The following is a 17066-nucleotide window of genomic DNA, read 5'->3' as shown; positions in this document are numbered from 1 at the left end:
GGTCTCCCGCGACGGTCGTATTTAAAGCTCGCAGGCGTCACGAGCGCCGGAATGGCCGGGCTCGCCGGCTGCACCGGCGGCGATCAGGGTGACGGGTCCGGCGGCGGTGGATCCGGCGGCGACGGATCGGGAACGCTCGAGATCGTCCACTGGTGGACCGCGGGCGGGGAGAAGCAGGCGCTGAACGCGCTCCTCGACGGGTTCAAAGAGAAGCACTCCGACGTACAGGTGAACAACAACCCGGCGCCCGGCGGCGCCGGAAGCGCGCTCGACGCCGTGGTGAAGAACCGCGTGCTCAACCAGAATCCGCCGAGCACGTTCCAGATATGGCCCGGCGACGCGCTCAAGCCCTACACCGACAGCGACGTGCTTCAGAACATCGGCGACAACGTCTGGACGGAGGAGATGCGGAACGCGTACCTCCCCGGACCGAAGAACGCGGCCAAACCCGCCGGGCAGTTCGTCGCCGTTCCGATCAACATCCACCGGCTCAACAACCTCTTTTACAACACGGCGGTCCTCGAACAGGCGGGCGTCGATCCGTCGAGTATCCGGAACCCGCAGGGGCTCGTCGACGCGCTCGATACGATCGCCCAGGAGACCGACGCGGTTCCGATGGCCCACTCGACCCAGGACTCGTGGCCGACGCTCCAGCTCTGGGAGACGGTGTTCATCGGGGAGCAAGGGCCGGACGCGTACGTGAAACTGACCGAGGAGGGTACCGACCCGGCGCAGTTCAGGGACGGCATCCGGAGCGCGCTCCGGCGGATCGACCAGTACCGTCAGCACTTCAATCAGGACGCGGGGTCCATCTCCTGGGACCAGGCGAACGGGAAGATCGTCGACGGTCAGGCGGCGATGATTCACCAGGGCGACTGGGCGGCCGGCCAGTACGTCTCGGCCGAGAACTTCAACTACGAGGGAGAGTGGAACATGGTCCCCTTCCCGGGCACGCAGGACACCTACTCCATCGTCATGGACTCGTTCGTGTTCCCGAAGAACAACCCCTCGCCCGACGCGACCCGGAAGTTCCTCAGCTACTGCGGGACGGTCGACGCGCAGAGGCGGTTCAACCCGGTGAAGGGGTCGATTCCGCCGCGAAAGGACGTCCCGACCGACCCGTTCGGACCGTTCCTCACCTCCCAGATGGAGGACTTCCAGAGCGCGAACGCGCAGCCGCCGACCATCGCGCACGGCTCCGCGGTGCCGCCGGAGGTGAAATCGAGCATGGAGGAGACGTTCGCCGCCTTCAACGGGAACTGGAACGTCGATCGGACGACGCAGGGCATCGTCGACGCCCTCAGGCAGTAGATGAGACGCAGCATTCGACGGCTCTTCGGCGGCGGCTCGGGGAATTCGGACGACGCCCGACCCGACGGGGGGACCGTCACGACCGGGCGGAAGTCGGCTCTCGCGCTCGACGGCGAGTTCGTCCAGTCGCTGCCGTTCTGGGTGCCGCCGGCGCTCCTCGTGGGCCTTTTCGTCTACGGGGCCATCGGCTGGAACGTCCTCATCTCGCTCACCGACTGGAGCGGCCTGGGCCAGCCAGATTACGGATCGCTCGACCTCTCGATGTACGCGCGGCTCGTGTCGGACCAGTCGTTCATCGCCGCCTTCCGAAACACGCTCGTGCTGCTAGTCGCGTTCACCCTCGCCTCGCTCCTCGTGGGGCTCGCGGTGGCGATACTCATCGACCGGGGCATCCGGTTCGAGAACGGGTTCCGGACCGTCTACCTGCTGCCGATGAGCCTCTCGTTCGTCGTGACGGCCATCTTCTGGTCGTGGATGTACAACCCGCAGGTCGGGGTGATAAACGAGTTCCTCCGCGCCGTCGGACTCGGCGCGCTCGCCCAGCAGTGGATCAGCGACCCCCGGTTCAAGCTCTGGGCGGTCATCTTCGCGCTGATGTGGCAGTTCAGCGGCTACTGCATGGTCGTCTACCTCGCCGGGCTGCGAGCCATCCCGACAGAGCAGTACGAGGCGGCGAAGGTCGACGGCGCGAGCACCGTCCGGATGTACCGGCGCGTCATCATCCCGCAGCTGCGGGCGTCGACGACGAGCGCCGCGGTGGTGCTCATGGTGTTCGCGCTGAAGGCGTTCGACTTCCTCTTCGTGCTGTTCGGGGACACCCCCGGTCCGGCGGCGGACATTCTCTCCGTGATGATGTTCCGCGAGGCGTTCTCGACGACCAACTGGGCGTACGGATCGGCGATCGCGACCGTGCTGTTCGCGCTCGCGCTGGGGGTCATCGCGCCGTACCTGTTCGTCCAGTACCGGCGGGGTGAGCTCTGATGGCCGCGACGGACGCGCCCGGCGCGCCCGCGTCGGGTTCCGACGGAGACCCGACCGACGACCGGAGCTTCGCCGATCGACTGCGCGCGACGGGGGCGCGGCGGATCGCGCTGTACGCCGCGCTCGTCGCGCTCGTCGCGTTCTACCTCTCGCCGCTGGAGAGCGGGCTGATGACGGCGTTCAAGACGCAGGACGCGTTCTTCCGGACCACTCCCTTCGCGCCGCCGCCGCCCGGCGGGTTCACCGTCGAGCCGTGGTTCGAGGCGTTCGACCGCCTCTCGACGGGACTGATAAACAGCGCCCTCCTCGCCGTTCCGGCGACGGTGCTGTCCGCGCTCCTCGGAAGCCTCGCCGCCTACGGCCTGACCAACGTCGACTGGCGCGGACAGATCGCCGTCCTCCTGCTCTTCGTCGCCGGCGTGTTCATCCCGTACCAGGCGGTGCTCGTGCCGCTGACGCGCTTCTGGACGATCGTCGACCTCCCGTCGCTCCTGTCGGCGTTCCCCCCGCTCGCGGCGAAGGCGGGGATAATCGAACTGATCGTCACGCACGTCGCCTACGGCATCCCGATCACGACGGTCCTGTTCCGGGCGTTCTACAGCACCCTGGACGACGAGATGCTCGAGGCGGCGCGGCTCGACGGCGCGAGCACGTTCCGCATCTACCGGCGGATCGTGCTCCCGCTGTCGGGACCGATCTTCGCGGTCACGCTCATCTACCAGTTCACGCAGATCTGGAACGACCTGCTGTTCGCGCTGGTGCTCATCTCCGACCCCAACGACCAGGTCGTCACCCTCGCGCTGAACACCCTGAAAGGGTCGATGGTACAGCAGTACAACCTCCAGATGGCCGGCGCGTTCGTCGCCGCGCTGCCGACCCTGCTCGTCTACGTTCTCTTCGGCGAGCAGTTCGCGGAAGGCGTCGCGGGGGAATCATAACCATGACAGGACTCACGCTCGACCGCGTCACGAAAGTGTTCGACGACGACGGCGGGGACGTCGTCGCCGTCGACGACGTCACGATAGACATCGAAGACGGGGAATTCCTCGTGCTCGTCGGCCCGTCGGGCTGCGGGAAGTCGACCACGCTCCGGATGATCGCCGGGCTCGAATCGGTCACCCGCGGGGAGATCCGGCTCGGGGACGAGGTCGTGAACCGCAAGCCGCCCAAGGACCGGGACATCGCGATGGTGTTCCAGTCGTACGCGCTGTACCCGCACATGACCGTCCGGGGGAACATGCGCTTCGGCCTGGAGGAGTCGACCGACATGTCCGACGACGAGATCGAGCGCAAGGTGACGGAAACCGCCGAGATGCTCGGCATCTCGGACCTCCTCGACCGGAAGCCGGGCGAACTCTCCGGCGGACAGCGACAGCGAGTGGCGCTCGGGCGCGCCATCGTCCGCGATCCCGAGGTGTTCCTGATGGACGAACCCCTCTCTAACCTCGACGCGAAGCTCCGCGCGGAGATGCGCACCGAGCTTCTGCGTCTCCAGGAGGACCTCGGGGTGACGACGGTGTACGTGACGCACGACCAGACCGAGGCGATGACGATGGGCGACCGCATCGCCATCCTCAACGGCGGGAAGCTGATGCAGGTGGCCACGCCGCTGGAGGCGTACCACCGGCCCGCGAACCGCTTCGTCGCGGGGTTCCTCGGCGAGCCCTCGATGAACTTCTTCGAGATGGAGGTTCGCGGGGATCGCCTCGTCGGCGCGTCGGAACGGACGGCGGAACCCTCGGGCGGGTCGTCCCCCGAGGACGGCGACGAGTTCGTCTACCCCGTCTCGGCCGAGACCCGGGAGGCGATCGGCGACGCGTCCGCGGTCACGCTCGGCGTCCGTCCGGAGGACGTGGAACTCGTCCGGACGGCCGACGGCCCCCACGACTTCGAAACCGTCGTCGACGTCGTCGAGCCGACGGGCAACGAGAACAACGTCTACCTCGCGTTCTCCTCGGAGAGCGAGCGCACGTTCGTCGCGACGATAAGCGGGATGCGGAGCGTCGAGGCCGGCCAGCCCGCGATCGCGCGGATCCCCGAGTCGGCGATCCACCTCTTCGACGCCGACACGGGCGAGGCGCTCCGGAACCGGTCGCTCGACGACCTAGAGGAGACGGAGCCGCGGGTCTGACGGGGACAGAGCCTCGCCTCCGAAGGAGACGCAACCGCGCGTCCCGAAGGAACGGAACTGTGCGTCCGACTGGGGCTACCACCCCTCTGCGGACCGAATCCCTTCGAGGCAGGCGCCGATCGGGTGGTATCCCGGCTCGACTGCGGGTCCCTCGTCCGTGTCGATTCGGTCGTTCCCCTCGGTGAGCTTCCCGTACCAGTTCGCGCGCGGGCGGTTCACCAGGTGCTCGTCGGCGTACGCCCAGAGGCGGTCGTACCAGTCCCGGTAGCGGTCCTCGCCGGTCCGCTCGCCGAGCACCGCGGCCGCGCCGATGGCCTCCGCCACCGGCCAGCCGTACTTGTCGGTCGCGAGCGGCTCCCCGTCCCGCCCGAAGGTGTAGTAGAAGCCGCCGCGCTCGTCGTCCCACCCGCGGTCGACCGCGGCGTCGAACAGCGCAGACGCCCGCCTGAGCAGCCAGTCGTCGTCGCGGTGCCGGGCGATCCCCCCGAGGAGCTTCGCCCACTCCGCGTGGTGACCGGGCTGGTACCCCCACGGCCGGAACTGGTGGTCGGGTTCGTCGCGGTTGTACGCGAAGTCGTGCTCCCAGTCATCGGTGTAGTGCTCCCAGATCAGGCCGTCGGTCTCCTCGGCCAGTTCGACGGTCAGGCGGCGCGCGATGGTGACCGCCCGGTCGAGGTACTCCTCGTCCCCCGTCGTCTCGTAGGCGGCGAGCATCGCCTCGCACGCGTGCATGTTCTCGTTCTGGCCGCGGTAGTCGGATTCGTCCTCCCAGCCGGGGCCGAACTCGCTCGCACAGAGGCCGTGCTGCGGCTCCCAGAACCGCCGCGTGACGAGGTCGGCCACCGCCTCGACGTCGCCTCCCGAACCGGGCACGCCGGCCGCCTCGGCGCGGGCGACGGCGAGCAGCACGAACGCGTGGCCGTAACACGACAGCGTCCGATCGACCGGCTCCCGCACGTCGAGCAGCCAGTGGTAGCCGCCGCTGTCGGGGTCCCGGTGGAACCCCTCGAGGAACGCGAGGCCGTGCTCGGCCGCGTCGACGCACCAGTTCTCCCCGTCCTCGTTTCCGTGGACGCCGCGTCCGTTCCTCCGTTCGTCCTCCTCCCCGCCTTCGCCTCCCTCGCCGATGCCGAGCGTCGCGGCGACGCTGAAGTTCGCGACGAACCGGCAGGTCGCCACGAGGTGCTTCGGATCCGGGTCGTACACGCGCCCGTCTACCTCGTCGAGCTGCGCGACGTACCCGCCGCGCTCGTCGATGCAGGTCGGATAGTAGAATTCCAGTACACCCTCGATTTCGTCGCGGAGCCGCGCGGGATCGCGGTACGTGTCCGAGTGCATGGCGGTCGTTCGCACAGCGCGGCGGCACAAAAGGGTGCGGTCGCCGACATCGGGCTGTTCGATCCCGACGATGCGGCCGAACTCGCGCTCGGGGAGGCGTGCTCCGCCGTCCGCGCCGTCACGCCGATCCGCCGCGCTCCTCGTACTCCTCCGGGGTGTACGTCTTGATCTCCATCGCGTGGATGTCGGTCGTCATGCGCTCGCCGAGCGCGTCGTACACCATCTGGTGCTGCTGAACGAGGGTCTTCCCCTCGAATGCGGGCGAGACGACCACCGCGGCGAAGTGCGCGTCCTCGTGGTTCTCGTCGTAGCTCCGCGGGCGCGTCACCGTCGCCTCTGCGTTCTCGATCTCCGATTCGATCATCGCCTCGATCTCCGAGAGGTCCATGCCGGAGTGGAAGCGACCGATCGGTAAAAACTCGGGCGGGTTCGGAGCGTCGGTCGGCGGCGCGCATCACGCGGGCGGTCGTCAGGTACTTCGTCCGGCCGTACCTCTCCGGCCGATCGCTGCACACGGGCCGCATGCTGTTCGCGTACCTCCTCGGCGCGGCGATCTTCGGCTGGTACGGGGTGTTTCTCGGCCCCCTCGTCCTCGTCGTTATCGTCGATTTTCTCCGACTGGTGTTCCCCCGGCTGCTCCGCGGCGACCTCGATCGGCCGAGGGACGACCCCGGGACGGCGTCGGCGTCGCCCCCGCGGCCGACGAACAGGAGCCCCGACCCGGGGTACGATCCGGACTCCGAGGGGTCGCCGGAGCCTACGTCTCCGGCGCGGGTACTCGGGTCGACCTCGGAACCGCCCACCCGCTCCGCCGTCGCCGCGCCGGGACGACGCGCCGTGCGACAGATTCTCTCCCGTTGAGAATCGGATTGCCGTATCGAATTAATCGAAACCGTGAAAACGAATTTAATAAATTATTTGATAGAATTTTATCTCCCTCGGAAGCCTACTGACGACCCGGTGAAATCCCAATGAGTACTGAAACCGAAAGCGGTGCCGAATCGATGGCGTCGATGAACGCGGTGAGCGAGAGCTGGCGAACCCTCATGATCGGCGGCGCGGTCATCGCCGCGCTCGGCGTCCTCGCCGTGATCTTCCCGTTCGTGACGGGTATCTCGCTCTCGCTCCTGCTGGGAGCGGTCCTGATCGTGGCCGGCGCGGTCCACGTCGCACACGCCTTCTCCGCGAAGGGGTGGAAGGGCGTCTCCCTCCAGGTGCTCCTCGCCATCGTCTACCTCGTGGCGGGGATCGGCCTCATGGCGAACCCCCTGCTCGGGCTGACGACCCTGACGATCCTGCTGATCGCGTACTTCGTGGCCGACGGGATCGTCGAGATCGTCATGGGTCTCCGGCTCCGACCGGAGGCGAACTGGGGCTGGCTCGTGGTCAGCGGCGCCCTCGCGTTCGTCGTCGCGGGGCTGCTCATCGCGAGCTTCCCGAGTTCGGCGCTGTGGGCCGTCGGGCTCCTCTTCGGGGTGAACCTGCTCATGAGCGGGCTCTCGATGATCATGGTCGCCATGAACGGCCGCAACGTGGCCCGCGAGGGCGTCTCACCCATGGCGGGCGCGCGCGGCGCCTGATCGCGTCCCGTTTTCGCTTTTCCGGTCGATCGATTCGTCCACCGGTACGTCGCCTAGGTCCACCGATCGAGTCCGGTCTGGACGAGCGACTCCTCGATGCGTTCGAACCCCCTGGCGACCTCGTCGGGGTCGACCTCCCAGGCGTCGACGACGTACTCGCGCGCCGCGGCGACGTCGGGATCGATGTCGGCGTCGTACTCGTACTCGTCCGTCACGGGCGGATCGAGAAACAGGTCGCGGATGCGGTCGGCGAACTCGACGTGGAGCCCCCGCGCGTCGAGCACCCCCCAGAGGTCGCCGTGCTCCTTCACGGCCGAGAGCGCGGTCTTCGGGCCGATCCCCTTGACGCCGGGGTTGAAGTCCGTGCCGCAGAGGATACCGACGTCGACGAGCTGCTCCCAGGTGATGCCGTGCGCTTCGAGCGTCGCGTCGAGGTCCATCAGCTCGGGGTCGCCCTTGCTCGTGAGCCCCCGGAGCGTCAGCGGCGCGCCGAACAGCAGCGTGTCGTAGTCCTCGCTGCCGACGTAGTCCGCGTCGCCCCGCCTGGCCATGTAGGCCGCCTGCGCCTCGCCCTCGGCGGGGGCCTCGATGTACGGCACGTCCAGCAGGTCGAGCAGCTCGCGGCTCGTCTCCTGGATGACCGTCGTGAGCCGCTGGGTCTGCGATTCGAGCCGCGCGGCCTCGATCTTGTCGCCGCGTTCGAGCGCCTCCTCCAGCTTCTCCTTCGCCTTGCGCTTCTGCTCGCGGCGGGACTCGATCTCGTCGTCCTTCAGTTCGGTGACGCCCCCGTCGAACACGAACACGGGCGTGATGTCGTGCTCGAAGAAACGCGGCAGCCCCTGGACCAGGCCGACGAGGTTCGCCACCTCCTCCCCGTCGGCGGTCGTGTACACCTCGTCGCGCGTCCACCGGACGGTCGTCGTCAGATACCGGTAGAGCCAGTTGTGCGCGTCGACGGCGACGACGCTCCCCCGAACGTCGTCGAGGGACACCGTCGACAGCGCCGCGAGTTCGCGCAGGTCTGCGTTTCCCATTGGGTCGTGCTTCGCGCGCGAACGCTTTCAAGCTCCCGAGTCCTGCCGGGGCCGCTCGTCGCCCTCCGCGTCGATCTCCGGGTTCCCGCTCCCGCCCTCCCCCTCGGCGGGCGGTTCGACGCGCGCCGGCGGTTCGGCGTCCTCCTTCGCGTCCAGGAACGCCCGCTCCTCGGCGCTGAGGTCGCGCTCCCGGAACACGTCGAAGCCGCACTGGTAGGTCGGCCGGTCGCGCTCGCCCGGCCGTTCGAGGACGAGCTCCGCGAGGCCGGTCTGCCGGCCGGTGTACGCGAAGCCGGCCTTGTACAGCGCCTGGTACGCGAAGGGGTTGTTCACGGCGATCCGGATCCGCCTGTACCCGCGATCCCGGGCGCGCTCGGCGACGAACGCCGCGAGCCTGGGGCCGAGGTCGGCCCCCCGGTGATCGGCGCGGACGGTGACGTAGCGGAGCCACAGCACGCCGGGGTCGGTCCGGTCCTCGTTGAACGCGACGGCGGCGAGCACGTCGTCGTCGAACTCGCTCGGGTCCGAAACGAACCCGGACCCGGCCGACTCGCCGTCGACCGACGCCTGCTCGTCGGTCTCGGCCGGTTCGCCGTCGTCCTCGGACGATCCGCCGCCGGGGGCACCGTCCGCGGTGCGGCGGACGACGGCCTTCCCGGTGTTCGACATCGCGAACTTGCCGGCGTAACTGAACGTTCGGTAGTCGAGCCGGAGCGTGGGTTCGTCCTCCTGCCAGCCGACCAGGGCGAACTCCATATCCCCGTTATGCGACGGAGCCGTAAGAGCCCAGGGCTTCGTCCCCGGCCGGGGTCTCGGCGAACCGACGAACCGGCGAATCGGCGGACACGCGCGGTCCGGAAGACCGCGTGGCGAACCGCGACCGATGAACCCCGCGGCCGATAAACCGCGACCGCGGCTTCGGACGCTCCGACCGCGGCCGCGGTCGTCGGACTCGCACTCCCGCCGTCGCCGCCGCGAAACCGGAACCCGACCAGTAATTACCCCCCCGACGAAACGTCGGATATGGCGAACCCAGTCGCGTCAGTGTTGGAACAGCGCGTCGACCGCGGGACGCTCCCGCTGGCCGTCGGCGACGTGCTCGTGATCGCGGCGCTTCTGACCTTCGGAACGATCAACCACAGCAGCGTCGACTTCGTCGTCGGAAACCCGCTCTACCTGCTCGGGGTGATCGCCCCGTTCCTCATCGGGTGGGTGCTCGTCGCGCCGCTCGTCGGAGCGTACTCGGCCGGGGCCGGCGAGTCGGCGAAGGCCTCCGTCCCCCTCGTGATCCGGTCGTGGGTCCCCGCCGACCTCGTCGGCGTCGGCCTCCGCGCGACGCCCCTCTTCGAGGGCGGGGCGGCGCTCACCTTCGTCGCCGTCACGCTCGTCGCCGGGATCGTCGGCCTCGGCGCCTGGCGGTACCTCGCCTTCGCCGTCCGCTGAACATCCTCTTCTTCTCACGACCGCGTCCGCGACAGGTACACGGCGATGAGCGCCGCCGCCGCCGCGAAGCCGGCGAGCGTCAGAAACAGCGCCGGCGGGTTGGCGTACGCGAGGATCGCTCCCGCGACGGCCCCGCCGAGCGCGCCCACGCCGAACACGCCCAGGTAGGTGTAGCCGTACGAGAGCCCGCGCGTGCCCGGCGGGGTGTACTCCGCGACGGTCGCCTGGTACATCGGCTGGACGAGAAAGAGGAAGAAGCCGAGGAGCGCCCCGACCGCGAGGAGCGGGGCGATCCCGAGGTTCGCCATCGGGAGGAAGACGAGCGCCAGGACGGCGAGACAGCCGAACGCGCCGGCGATGCCCCGCTCGACCGGGATGCGGTCGGTGAGCTTCCCGCCCACGTACTGCCCGACGACGCCGACCATCAGGAGGCCGGAGTAGAAGTACCGCTCCGGATTGAGCTGCCGGCCGCCGGAGGCCTCGGCACCGACCGCGTCGAGCGCCCCGCCCGGCAGGAGGGCGGCGAGGGGGATCGGATCGAACCCGGGGAGATCCGCCAGCAGATCCGGCATGAACGTCAGCACGCCGCGGTAAAAGAGCCCCGAGCACATCACGATCGCGAACACGGCGACGAAGCTCCCGGCGAACAGCGTCCGCGACTCCGAGAGGAACTCGGCGAGGGAGCTCACCCCGGTCGAGGCCTTCGAATCGCCGCCGGTTCCCGCTTCGCCCCCGTCGGCGGCGACCGCGGCGGTCTCGTTGAACTCGGCGCGGGAGGCGTAGGCCGCCGCCGCGAGCGCCGGGACGGCGAGCAGCCCGGCGACGGTCTCCCAGTCGAAAAAGAGGAGCAGAATCGCCGTCAAAAGCGGACCGAGGCCGATGCCGACGTTGCCCGCCATGCCGTGGTACGCAAAGCCCGTGCCGCGCTCCTCGACGCCCTTGCTGATGAGCGCCAGGCCCGCGGGGTGGTAGACGCTCGCCGCCGCGCCCCAGAGGAGCAGCGCGAGCGCGATCACGACGAGATTGGGCGCCAGACCGAGCAGGAGGAACGACCCCGCCATCCCGAGTAGACAGAGGGTGATGAGCCGCCGCGAGCCGACGCGGTCGACGAGGACGCCCCCGGGGAGCGCCCCGACGCCGAAGAGGCCGTAGCCCGCCGTGACGACGACGCCGAGCGTCGCCGTCGTCACGTCGAACTGCGCCACGCCGAGGTCGATGAGCTCGTACTGCGTGAGCCAGATGGTGACGAAGATCGGGATCGACAGCTCGTAGGTGTGCACCATGCCGTGGGCGAGCATCACGAGTCCGACGATGGCGCGATCGTTCCGGTTCACTCTCGGCAAGTCGGTGGACGCGGAGGTTTAAGCCTCCGGTCCGGGCAAGCCGATCGGCGTCCCGGCTCGGACCGGGTGATCTGCGACGGGCCGCGGCTCGACGGCGGGACGGCCGGTTCCGTCCGCGTCGGCGTCGCCGCGGCGCCGAGTGAGCGGATCGCCGGCACGGGTCTGGATATACAGGCACCGACGCTATGCGGAACCGTGCGGTAGATTCGCACCGAACCCATGTCCGCCGAGAGCGACCAGACCACCGACCACGAGACGATCCGGAACTGGGTCGAGGAACGAAACGGCCACCCCGCGCACGTCGAGGGAACCGGCGGCGACGACCCCGGACTGCTCCGAATCGACTTCGAGGACGCGGACGACGGGGACGAGTCGCTGGAGGAGATCTCCTGGGACGAGTTCTTCGAGGCGTTCGAGGAGAACGACCTGGCGTTCCTCTACCAGGAGGAGACGGACGAGGGCGAGGAGAGCCGGTTCTGCAAGCTCGTCGGCCGCGGGGACTGAGCCGACGGGGTGGTGAACCGATGAGCTTCGTCCGACGGACGACCGCGGGATCAGACGAGTCGCTGACCGCCGCCGTCGAGGAGATCCGGGAGAGCGCCCGCCCGCTCCGCGGCGGCGACGACCTCGACGCGATCGTCGACCGCCTCGGCGACGCCGAGTGCGTGCTCCTCGGGGAGGCGACGCACGGGACCTCGGAGTTCTACCGCCTCCGCGCCCGGCTGACCGCCCGGCTCGTCCGCGACCGCGGGTTCGACTTCGTCGCGGTCGAGGGCGACTGGACCGACTGCTACGACGTCAACCGGTACGTGAAGGGCGACCTTGACGCCGACGGCGCCAGGGAGGTTCTCGACGGGTTCGATCGCTGGCCGACGTGGATGTGGGCCAACTGGGAGGTCGCCGAGTTCGCCGACTGGCTCGCGGAGCGCAACCGCGGCCGGCCGGCCGACGACCGGGTCGGGTTCTACGGGCTCGACGTGTACGGCCTGTTCGAGTCGATGGAGGCCGTCGTCGACTACCTGGAAGACGTCGACCCCGAGGCGGCGGACAGAGCGCGGGATGCCTACCGGTGCTTCGAGCCGTACGGCGGGGACGCCCGGGAGTACGCCCGGTCGACGCGGCTCGTCCCCGAGGACTGCGAGGGCGACGTAGTCGACATCCTGACCGACCTCCGGCGGAAGGCCCGGGAGTACGAATCTGAGGGTCCCGACGGCGAGGAGTACTTCGCCGCCGAGCAGAACGCGGTCGTCGCGAAGAACGCCGAGGAGTACTACCGGACGCTGGCCCGCGGTGGGTCCTCGTCGTGGAACGTCCGCGACCGCCACATGGCCGAGACGCTCGACCGGCTGTTGGACCGCCACGGTCCCGACGGCAGGGCGATCGTGTGGGCGCACAACACCCACGTCGGCGACGCCCGGGCGACGACGATGGCCGATCGGGGCGAGGTGAACATCGGTCAGCTGGTCCGGGAGTCTCACGGCGCCGACAACGTCGCGCTCGTCGGCTTCGGCACGCACCGCGGGTCGGTCGTCGCGGGCGACCGCTGGGGCGCACAGATGGAGGAGATGTCCCTTCCCGAGGCGCGGAAGGGAAGTTACGAGGACGCGTTCCACCGCGCCGGCCGGGGCGACGTGTTCCTCCCGCTCGACGACCTGGGCGACGACAGCGCGCTCGCCGAGCGGCGCGGCCACCGGGCCGTGGGCGTCGTGTACGACCCCTCCCGCGAAGCCGGCAACTACGTCCCGACGGTGCTTCCGGACCGCTACGACGCGTTCGTCCACGTCGAGGAGTCGGAGGCGCTGCACCCGCTCCACCTCGAGCCGCACGGCGCGACCGAGCCGGAAACGTACCCGTGGGGCGTATGAGCGGGCCGACTTCCGGCCGGACGCCGGGTCGTCTGAACGACCGGCGGACCGACGGACCGGCCGGTTCGACGGCGGATCGAGAAGGTCCGGAACCGACCGACAGCGATCCGCTCGTGAGCGTCGTCCTCCCGACGTACGAGCGCGCGTCGGTTCTCGACGAAGCGATCGAGAGCGTGCTCGCCCAGTCCTACGAGCGCCTCGAACTGATCGTCGTCGACGGCGGGTCGACCGACGACACGCCGGCCGTCGTCCGGTCGTTCTCCGATCCGCGCCTCCGGTACGTCAGACGCGACCGCCCGCGGGGCGTCAGCGCCGCGCGCAACGACGGAATTCGGGAGTCCTCGGGGGAGCTCGTGGCGTTCGTCGACTCCGACGACCGCTGGCGCGAGGACAAGCTCCGGAGGCAGGTGACGGCGTATCGGCGCGCGACCGACGCCTGCGGCGTCGTCTACACCGGGATGGCGAAGGAGTACGGGGAGCCGCACAGCCGCGACGGGGCCTCCGGCGACGTGTACCGCGAGGTCCTGACCATGTCGGTCCCGACGTACACCTCCACGCTGCTCGTGGCGCGGACCGCGCTCGCCGATTGCGGCGGCTTCGACGAGCGGCTGCCCTGTTTCGAGGACTGGGAGCTCTGTCTCCGCCTCGCGCGGGCGTACGCGTTCGAGTACGTGGACGCCCCGCTCGTGATCAAGGGGACGTGCGGCGACAACGTCTCGGCCGATCCGGACGCGCTCGTCGCGGCGGTCGACCGGCTCGAACGCGAGTACGACCTCCCGCGCGGCACGCTGGCGCGCCTGCTCGGCGACGCCGGCGTGACGTACTGCGAGGCGGGCCGCCTCGACGAGAGCCGGCCGTACCTCCTCCGATCGCTCCGGTTGAACCCGGCCCAGCCGAACACGGCGGCGGCGCTCCTGTTCTCGCTCGCGAACTCGCCCGGACTGTTCGACGCGCTGATGGGGCGGCTCTACGCGGTAGAACGGCGGTTCGAAGGGGGGAGATTCGGGTGAGCGGAAGGGGAGGCGGCGACCCCCCGAACGTCCTGCTCCTCGTCCTCGACGCGACCCGCGCGGACTACCTGTCCCCGTACAACCCCGACGTGTCGAACACGCCCAATCTCGGGTCGTTCGCCGACGGCGCGACGGTGTTCCGGCGGGCGATCAGCCCCGCGCCGTGGACGCTGCCGAGCGTCACGAGCCTCCTCACCGGTCGGTACCCGCACGAACACGGGGCGACCTCCCGCGGGTTCGAACTGCGGGAGGGGCGGACGATAACGCGCGACCTCTCCGACGCCGGCTACCGGTGCGTCCACCTCTCGCCGAAGACGTGGATCGGGGAGTGGCTGCCGCAGGGCCGCGGTTTCGATCGGGTCGACGAGTTCACCGGTCCCCGACACCGGTACTTCGAGGGCGGCGAGGACGTCCGCCGGCTCTCCGCGGGGGTCGCCCGCGGTCCGGCGTGGTACGCCGCGGTCGCAAAGCGGGCGCTGGCGTCCGACGCGCCGCTCCGCAGCCTCGCGAACGCGGCCGCGTTCCGGCTCTCGGAGGCGACGGGCGACGCCTGGCTCGACGACGTCCGCGCGAGCGAGCGGGCCGCGGCGCTGGCCGACGAGCGGTTCGCCGAGTTCGCCGACGACGACCGCCCGTTCTTCCTGTACGCGCACCTGATGGATCCGCACCTCCCGTTTTACGTCCCGGAGGAGTTCGCCTCCGACATCCGGCCGCCCGGCTGCGACACCCTCGCCGAGGAGCGCGAGTACATGGCCTCGCTGATGGACGACATCTGGCGGATGCGCCTCGGCGACCGACGCCTGACGGGCGACGAGCGGCGGTACCTCCGGGCGCGGTACGCGGACGAGGTGGGCTACGCGGACTTCGTCGTCGGCCGCGTCCTCGACAGCCTCGAACGGCACGGCCACGCGGCGGACACGCTGGTGATCGTCGCGGCCGACCACGGCGAGCACCTGGGAGAGGACGCGGACGGACGCACGCTGCTCGATCACCAGACGTCCATCCGGCTCCCCCTCCTCCGCGTGCCGCTCCTCGTCCGCTACCCCGGCCGATTCGAGGCGGACGAGCGCGACGACCTCGTCGGGACGCACGCCGTGGCCGGGACGGTCCGCGCGCTCGCCGGTCTGCGGCACGACCCGTCGCGCTCGCTGCTCGACGGCGACGCCGACGGACGCCAGGGGGGCGACGAGGCGGTCGGCGGCGCGGCGGGCGACGGCGCGGCGACGCGAAACGGCGAGGGGGGACGCCCGATCGCCGTCGCCGAGTACGCCGGCGTCGTCGCCTCGCACCCGCCCGACGACGTCGCCGCGGACGAGCTGTTCGTCCCCCGGCGGGCGGCGATCACGGGCGAGTGGAAGCTCGACGAGGTCGGGGGGACGCGGCGGGCGGCCCGGATCGACTGGGGCTCGAACAGCGCCCGCGAGGTGCCGCCGGAGGCGGTCCCGGACGACGTGCTGGTCGCCCTCGACGCGGCGCTTGCGGACGCGGCGGACGCGACCGGAGCGGGAGGCGCGACGGAAACGGACGGGACGACGAAGGCGGAACGCGCGGGGAACGCGGCGGACGACGGGACCGACCCCGCCGGCTCGATCCCGGCCGACGTGAGAGAGAACCTCGACGACCTCGGGTACCTGTAGATGCGCGTCTGCGTCCTCTCCGACGGCTACCCGCCCTGGGAGCACGGGGGCGCACAGAAGATCGCCGCCCAGCTGGCCGACGGCTACGCCCGGCGCGGCCACGAGGTGTCGGTCGTCACGACGGTGACCGACCGGAAGGAGCGGGGGAGAATCAGGAGGGGCGGAATCGACGTCCACCGGATCTACGCGCCGCGGTACCCCGCGCTGCTGCCGTACCTCACGGTCTACAACCCGTTCACCGCTCGCGCGTGCGAGCGGGCGCTGGCGCTGATTGCGCCCGACGTCGTCCACGCGCACAACGTCCACTGGCTGTCGAACCGCAGCCTCCGGGCGGCCGCCGAGCGGGGCGTCCCGGTCGTCAAGACGTTCCACGACGCCGGCACCGTCTCGTACGGCGAGCTGACGTGTTTCGTCGAGTCGGACCCGCCGACCGGCAAGGAGCGGATTCCGGCGTCGGCCTACCGCGTCACCCCCCGGCGGCAGCTCCGCCGGCAGGGGCTCCGGTACTTCCCGCTCAGGAACCGCCTGAACCGCCGCCACCTCGACCGGCACGTCGACGTCGGCGTCGCGGTGAGCGACGAGCTCCGGCGGGCGCTGCGGGCGAACGGGGTCCCGTGCCACCGGACGGTACGCAACGGCGTCCCCGCGCCGGAACCCGACCCGTCGCGCGAGGCGGACGCGGCGGCGTTCAGAGAGGAGCACGACCTCGGCGACGCGCCGATCGTGCTGTTCGCCGGCCGGACCGGCTACAACAAGGGCGGCCGTCACCTCGCCGACGCGTTCGGCCGCCTCGCCCGGCGCGCCGATCGGTCGGTCAGACTCGTCGTCGCCGGCGACGACGAATACGTCCCTGAGATGCGCCGCGCCGCGGGACGGGCGGGAGGAGACATCGTCTCGACGGGGTGGCTCCCGCGGGCGCGGCTGGACGCGGCGTTCGAAGCCGCGACCGTCGTGGCGTCGCCCTCGGTTCACCTCGACCCCTTCCCGACGGTGAACCTGGAGGCGTTCGCCCGCGGCACGCCGGTCGTGACGACGTGGTTCGGCGGCGCGAAGGAGCTGGTCGACCACGGCGAGAACGGGTTCGTGGTGAACCCGCTGGACGTCGAATCGCTGACTGAGGCGCTTTCGACGCTCGTCGCTCGGCCGGCGCTCGCAGAGCGATTCGGGGAGCGCGGCCGGCGGAAAGTGACGGCGCGGTACACGGTCGACCGACAGGTGGACCGGTACCTCGACCTCCTGGAGTCGGTCGTCCGGGGGACGTAGCCGCCTCGAACCCGCGGGGAGTCGCCGGGGATCGATACCGGCCGTTCGGAATACTCTCGCAAATTGACTCGCTTCTACTTCTACTACCGTGACAGGTTCTACGGGGTAACTTTCGTCTCGGGCGGCGATA

17 protein-coding genes are annotated in these 17066 nt (G+C 70.1%); 12 read left to right on the top strand and 5 right to left on the bottom strand.

Annotated features, from left to right (window positions below):
• Positions 1 to 51: 51 nt before the first annotated feature.
• The 4 genes from CNO20_RS23530 to CNO20_RS19725 are packed head-to-tail and all read left to right on the top strand — an operon-like array spanning position 52 to position 4423.
• Positions 52 to 1311, top strand: a complete 1260-nt coding sequence (locus CNO20_RS23530) for an ABC transporter substrate-binding protein (RefSeq protein WP_332889014.1) — start codon at positions 52 to 54, stop codon at positions 1309 to 1311.
• Entirely contained in the window at positions 1312 to 2292 is a 981-nt protein-coding gene (locus tag CNO20_RS23525; RefSeq protein ID WP_199174937.1) for a carbohydrate ABC transporter permease, read from the top strand.
• Positions 2292 to 3230: a carbohydrate ABC transporter permease gene (locus tag CNO20_RS19730; protein ID WP_101297931.1), complete on the top strand. Its 939-nt coding sequence runs from the start codon at positions 2292 to 2294 to the stop codon at positions 3228 to 3230. The genes CNO20_RS23525 and CNO20_RS19730 overlap by 1 nt, the downstream gene beginning before the upstream one ends.
• 2 nt (positions 3231 to 3232) lie before the next feature.
• Complete coding sequence (locus tag CNO20_RS19725; RefSeq protein ID WP_101297930.1) at positions 3233 to 4423, top strand: ABC transporter ATP-binding protein; 1191 nt, start codon at positions 3233 to 3235, stop codon at positions 4421 to 4423.
• 75 nt (positions 4424 to 4498) lie between these two features.
• Here the strand turns inward: CNO20_RS19725 and CNO20_RS19720 are convergent, their stop codons facing one another.
• Positions 4499 to 5761 carry an AGE family epimerase/isomerase gene (locus CNO20_RS19720; protein WP_101297929.1) on the bottom strand — a complete coding sequence of 421 codons (1263 nt, stop codon included), beginning with the start codon at positions 5759 to 5761 and terminating at the stop codon, positions 4499 to 4501.
• A gap of 118 nt (positions 5762 to 5879) precedes the next feature.
• Positions 5880 to 6149: a BolA family protein gene (locus CNO20_RS19715; RefSeq protein WP_101297928.1), complete on the bottom strand. Its 270-nt coding sequence runs from the start codon at positions 6147 to 6149 to the stop codon at positions 5880 to 5882.
• A gap of 134 nt (positions 6150 to 6283) precedes the next feature.
• Here CNO20_RS19715 and CNO20_RS19710 point away from each other — a divergent pair, with 134 nt between their 5' ends.
• Together CNO20_RS19710 and CNO20_RS19705 are read left to right on the top strand one after the other, a co-directional pair.
• Positions 6284 to 6622, top strand: coding sequence for a hypothetical protein (locus CNO20_RS19710; protein ID WP_101297927.1), 339 nt, complete (start codon positions 6284 to 6286; stop codon positions 6620 to 6622).
• 110 nt (positions 6623 to 6732) lie between these two features.
• Complete coding sequence (locus CNO20_RS19705; protein ID WP_233204261.1) at positions 6733 to 7341, top strand: HdeD family acid-resistance protein; 609 nt, start codon at positions 6733 to 6735, stop codon at positions 7339 to 7341.
• Positions 7342 to 7394: 53 nt separating this feature from the next.
• On the opposite strand, the gene fen is transcribed toward CNO20_RS19705, so the two are convergent.
• Together fen and CNO20_RS19695 are read right to left on the bottom strand one after the other, a co-directional pair.
• Entirely contained in the window at positions 7395 to 8375 is a 981-nt protein-coding gene (gene fen / locus CNO20_RS19700) for a flap endonuclease-1 (protein WP_101297926.1), read from the bottom strand.
• A 27-nt stretch (positions 8376 to 8402) separates the two neighbouring features.
• Positions 8403 to 9131, bottom strand: a complete 729-nt coding sequence (locus CNO20_RS19695) for a GNAT family N-acetyltransferase (protein WP_101297925.1) — start codon at positions 9129 to 9131, stop codon at positions 8403 to 8405.
• Between the two features lie 267 nt (positions 9132 to 9398).
• On the opposite strand from CNO20_RS19695, the gene CNO20_RS19690 reads away from it, so the two are divergent.
• A complete protein-coding gene (locus tag CNO20_RS19690; protein ID WP_101297924.1) occupies positions 9399 to 9818 on the top strand; it encodes a DUF3054 domain-containing protein in 420 nt (139 codons plus the stop codon).
• A gap of 14 nt (positions 9819 to 9832) precedes the next feature.
• Here CNO20_RS19690 and CNO20_RS19685 read toward each other — a convergent pair whose 3' ends face one another.
• Positions 9833 to 11116 carry an MFS transporter gene (locus tag CNO20_RS19685; protein ID WP_199174941.1) on the bottom strand — a complete coding sequence of 428 codons (1284 nt, stop codon included), beginning with the start codon at positions 11114 to 11116 and terminating at the stop codon, positions 9833 to 9835.
• 264 nt (positions 11117 to 11380) lie between these two features.
• Here CNO20_RS19685 and CNO20_RS19680 point away from each other — a divergent pair, with 264 nt between their 5' ends.
• Genes CNO20_RS19680 through CNO20_RS19660 form a run of 5 tightly spaced genes read left to right on the top strand, consistent with a single transcriptional unit; the run spans position 11381 to position 16936 of the window.
• A complete protein-coding gene (locus CNO20_RS19680; RefSeq protein ID WP_101297922.1) occupies positions 11381 to 11665 on the top strand; it encodes a bifunctional DNA primase/polymerase in 285 nt (94 codons plus the stop codon).
• 20 nt (positions 11666 to 11685) lie between these two features.
• Positions 11686 to 13026, top strand: coding sequence for an erythromycin esterase family protein (locus tag CNO20_RS19675; RefSeq protein ID WP_101297921.1), 1341 nt, complete (start codon positions 11686 to 11688; stop codon positions 13024 to 13026).
• Positions 13023 to 14036: a glycosyltransferase family 2 protein gene (locus CNO20_RS19670; protein ID WP_101297920.1), complete on the top strand. Its 1014-nt coding sequence runs from the start codon at positions 13023 to 13025 to the stop codon at positions 14034 to 14036. Before CNO20_RS19675 ends, CNO20_RS19670 begins: the two co-directional genes overlap by 4 nt.
• Complete coding sequence (locus CNO20_RS19665; RefSeq protein WP_158237455.1) at positions 14033 to 15673, top strand: sulfatase-like hydrolase/transferase; 1641 nt, start codon at positions 14033 to 14035, stop codon at positions 15671 to 15673. The genes CNO20_RS19670 and CNO20_RS19665 overlap by 4 nt, the downstream gene beginning before the upstream one ends.
• Complete coding sequence (locus CNO20_RS19660; RefSeq protein WP_101297918.1) at positions 15674 to 16936, top strand: glycosyltransferase family 4 protein; 1263 nt, start codon at positions 15674 to 15676, stop codon at positions 16934 to 16936.
• Positions 16937 to 17066 lie beyond the last annotated feature (130 nt).

This window comes from Halegenticoccus soli (assembly GCF_002844195.1).
Taxonomy (GTDB): domain Archaea; phylum Halobacteriota; class Halobacteria; order Halobacteriales; family Haloferacaceae; genus Halegenticoccus; species Halegenticoccus soli.
This window is presented reverse-complemented; position numbering and strand designations above follow the sequence as displayed.

Coding starts and splice junctions, on each gene's coding strand:
- CNO20_RS19720 (WP_101297929.1), bottom strand. CDS start 5,761: ATGCACTCGGACACGTACCGCGATCCCGCGCGGCTCCGCGACGAAATC.
- CNO20_RS19725 (WP_101297930.1), top strand. CDS start 3,233: ATGACAGGACTCACGCTCGACCGCGTCACGAAAGTGTTCGACGACGAC.
- CNO20_RS19730 (WP_101297931.1), top strand. CDS start 2,292: ATGGCCGCGACGGACGCGCCCGGCGCGCCCGCGTCGGGTTCCGACGGA.
- CNO20_RS19710 (WP_101297927.1), top strand. CDS start 6,284: ATGCTGTTCGCGTACCTCCTCGGCGCGGCGATCTTCGGCTGGTACGGG.
- CNO20_RS19675 (WP_101297921.1), top strand. CDS start 11,686: ATGAGCTTCGTCCGACGGACGACCGCGGGATCAGACGAGTCGCTGACC.
- fen (WP_101297926.1), bottom strand. CDS start 8,375: ATGGGAAACGCAGACCTGCGCGAACTCGCGGCGCTGTCGACGGTGTCC.
- CNO20_RS19685 (WP_199174941.1), bottom strand. CDS start 11,116: ATGCTCGCCCACGGCATGGTGCACACCTACGAGCTGTCGATCCCGATC.
- CNO20_RS19680 (WP_101297922.1), top strand. CDS start 11,381: ATGTCCGCCGAGAGCGACCAGACCACCGACCACGAGACGATCCGGAAC.
- CNO20_RS19705 (WP_233204261.1), top strand. CDS start 6,733: ATGAGTACTGAAACCGAAAGCGGTGCCGAATCGATGGCGTCGATGAAC.
- CNO20_RS19715 (WP_101297928.1), bottom strand. CDS start 6,149: ATGGACCTCTCGGAGATCGAGGCGATGATCGAATCGGAGATCGAGAAC.
- CNO20_RS23530 (WP_332889014.1), top strand. CDS start 52: ATGGCCGGGCTCGCCGGCTGCACCGGCGGCGATCAGGGTGACGGGTCC.
- CNO20_RS19660 (WP_101297918.1), top strand. CDS start 15,674: ATGCGCGTCTGCGTCCTCTCCGACGGCTACCCGCCCTGGGAGCACGGG.
- CNO20_RS19695 (WP_101297925.1), bottom strand. CDS start 9,131: ATGGAGTTCGCCCTGGTCGGCTGGCAGGAGGACGAACCCACGCTCCGG.
- CNO20_RS23525 (WP_199174937.1), top strand. CDS start 1,312: ATGAGACGCAGCATTCGACGGCTCTTCGGCGGCGGCTCGGGGAATTCG.
- CNO20_RS19670 (WP_101297920.1), top strand. CDS start 13,023: ATGAGCGGGCCGACTTCCGGCCGGACGCCGGGTCGTCTGAACGACCGG.
- CNO20_RS19690 (WP_101297924.1), top strand. CDS start 9,399: ATGGCGAACCCAGTCGCGTCAGTGTTGGAACAGCGCGTCGACCGCGGG.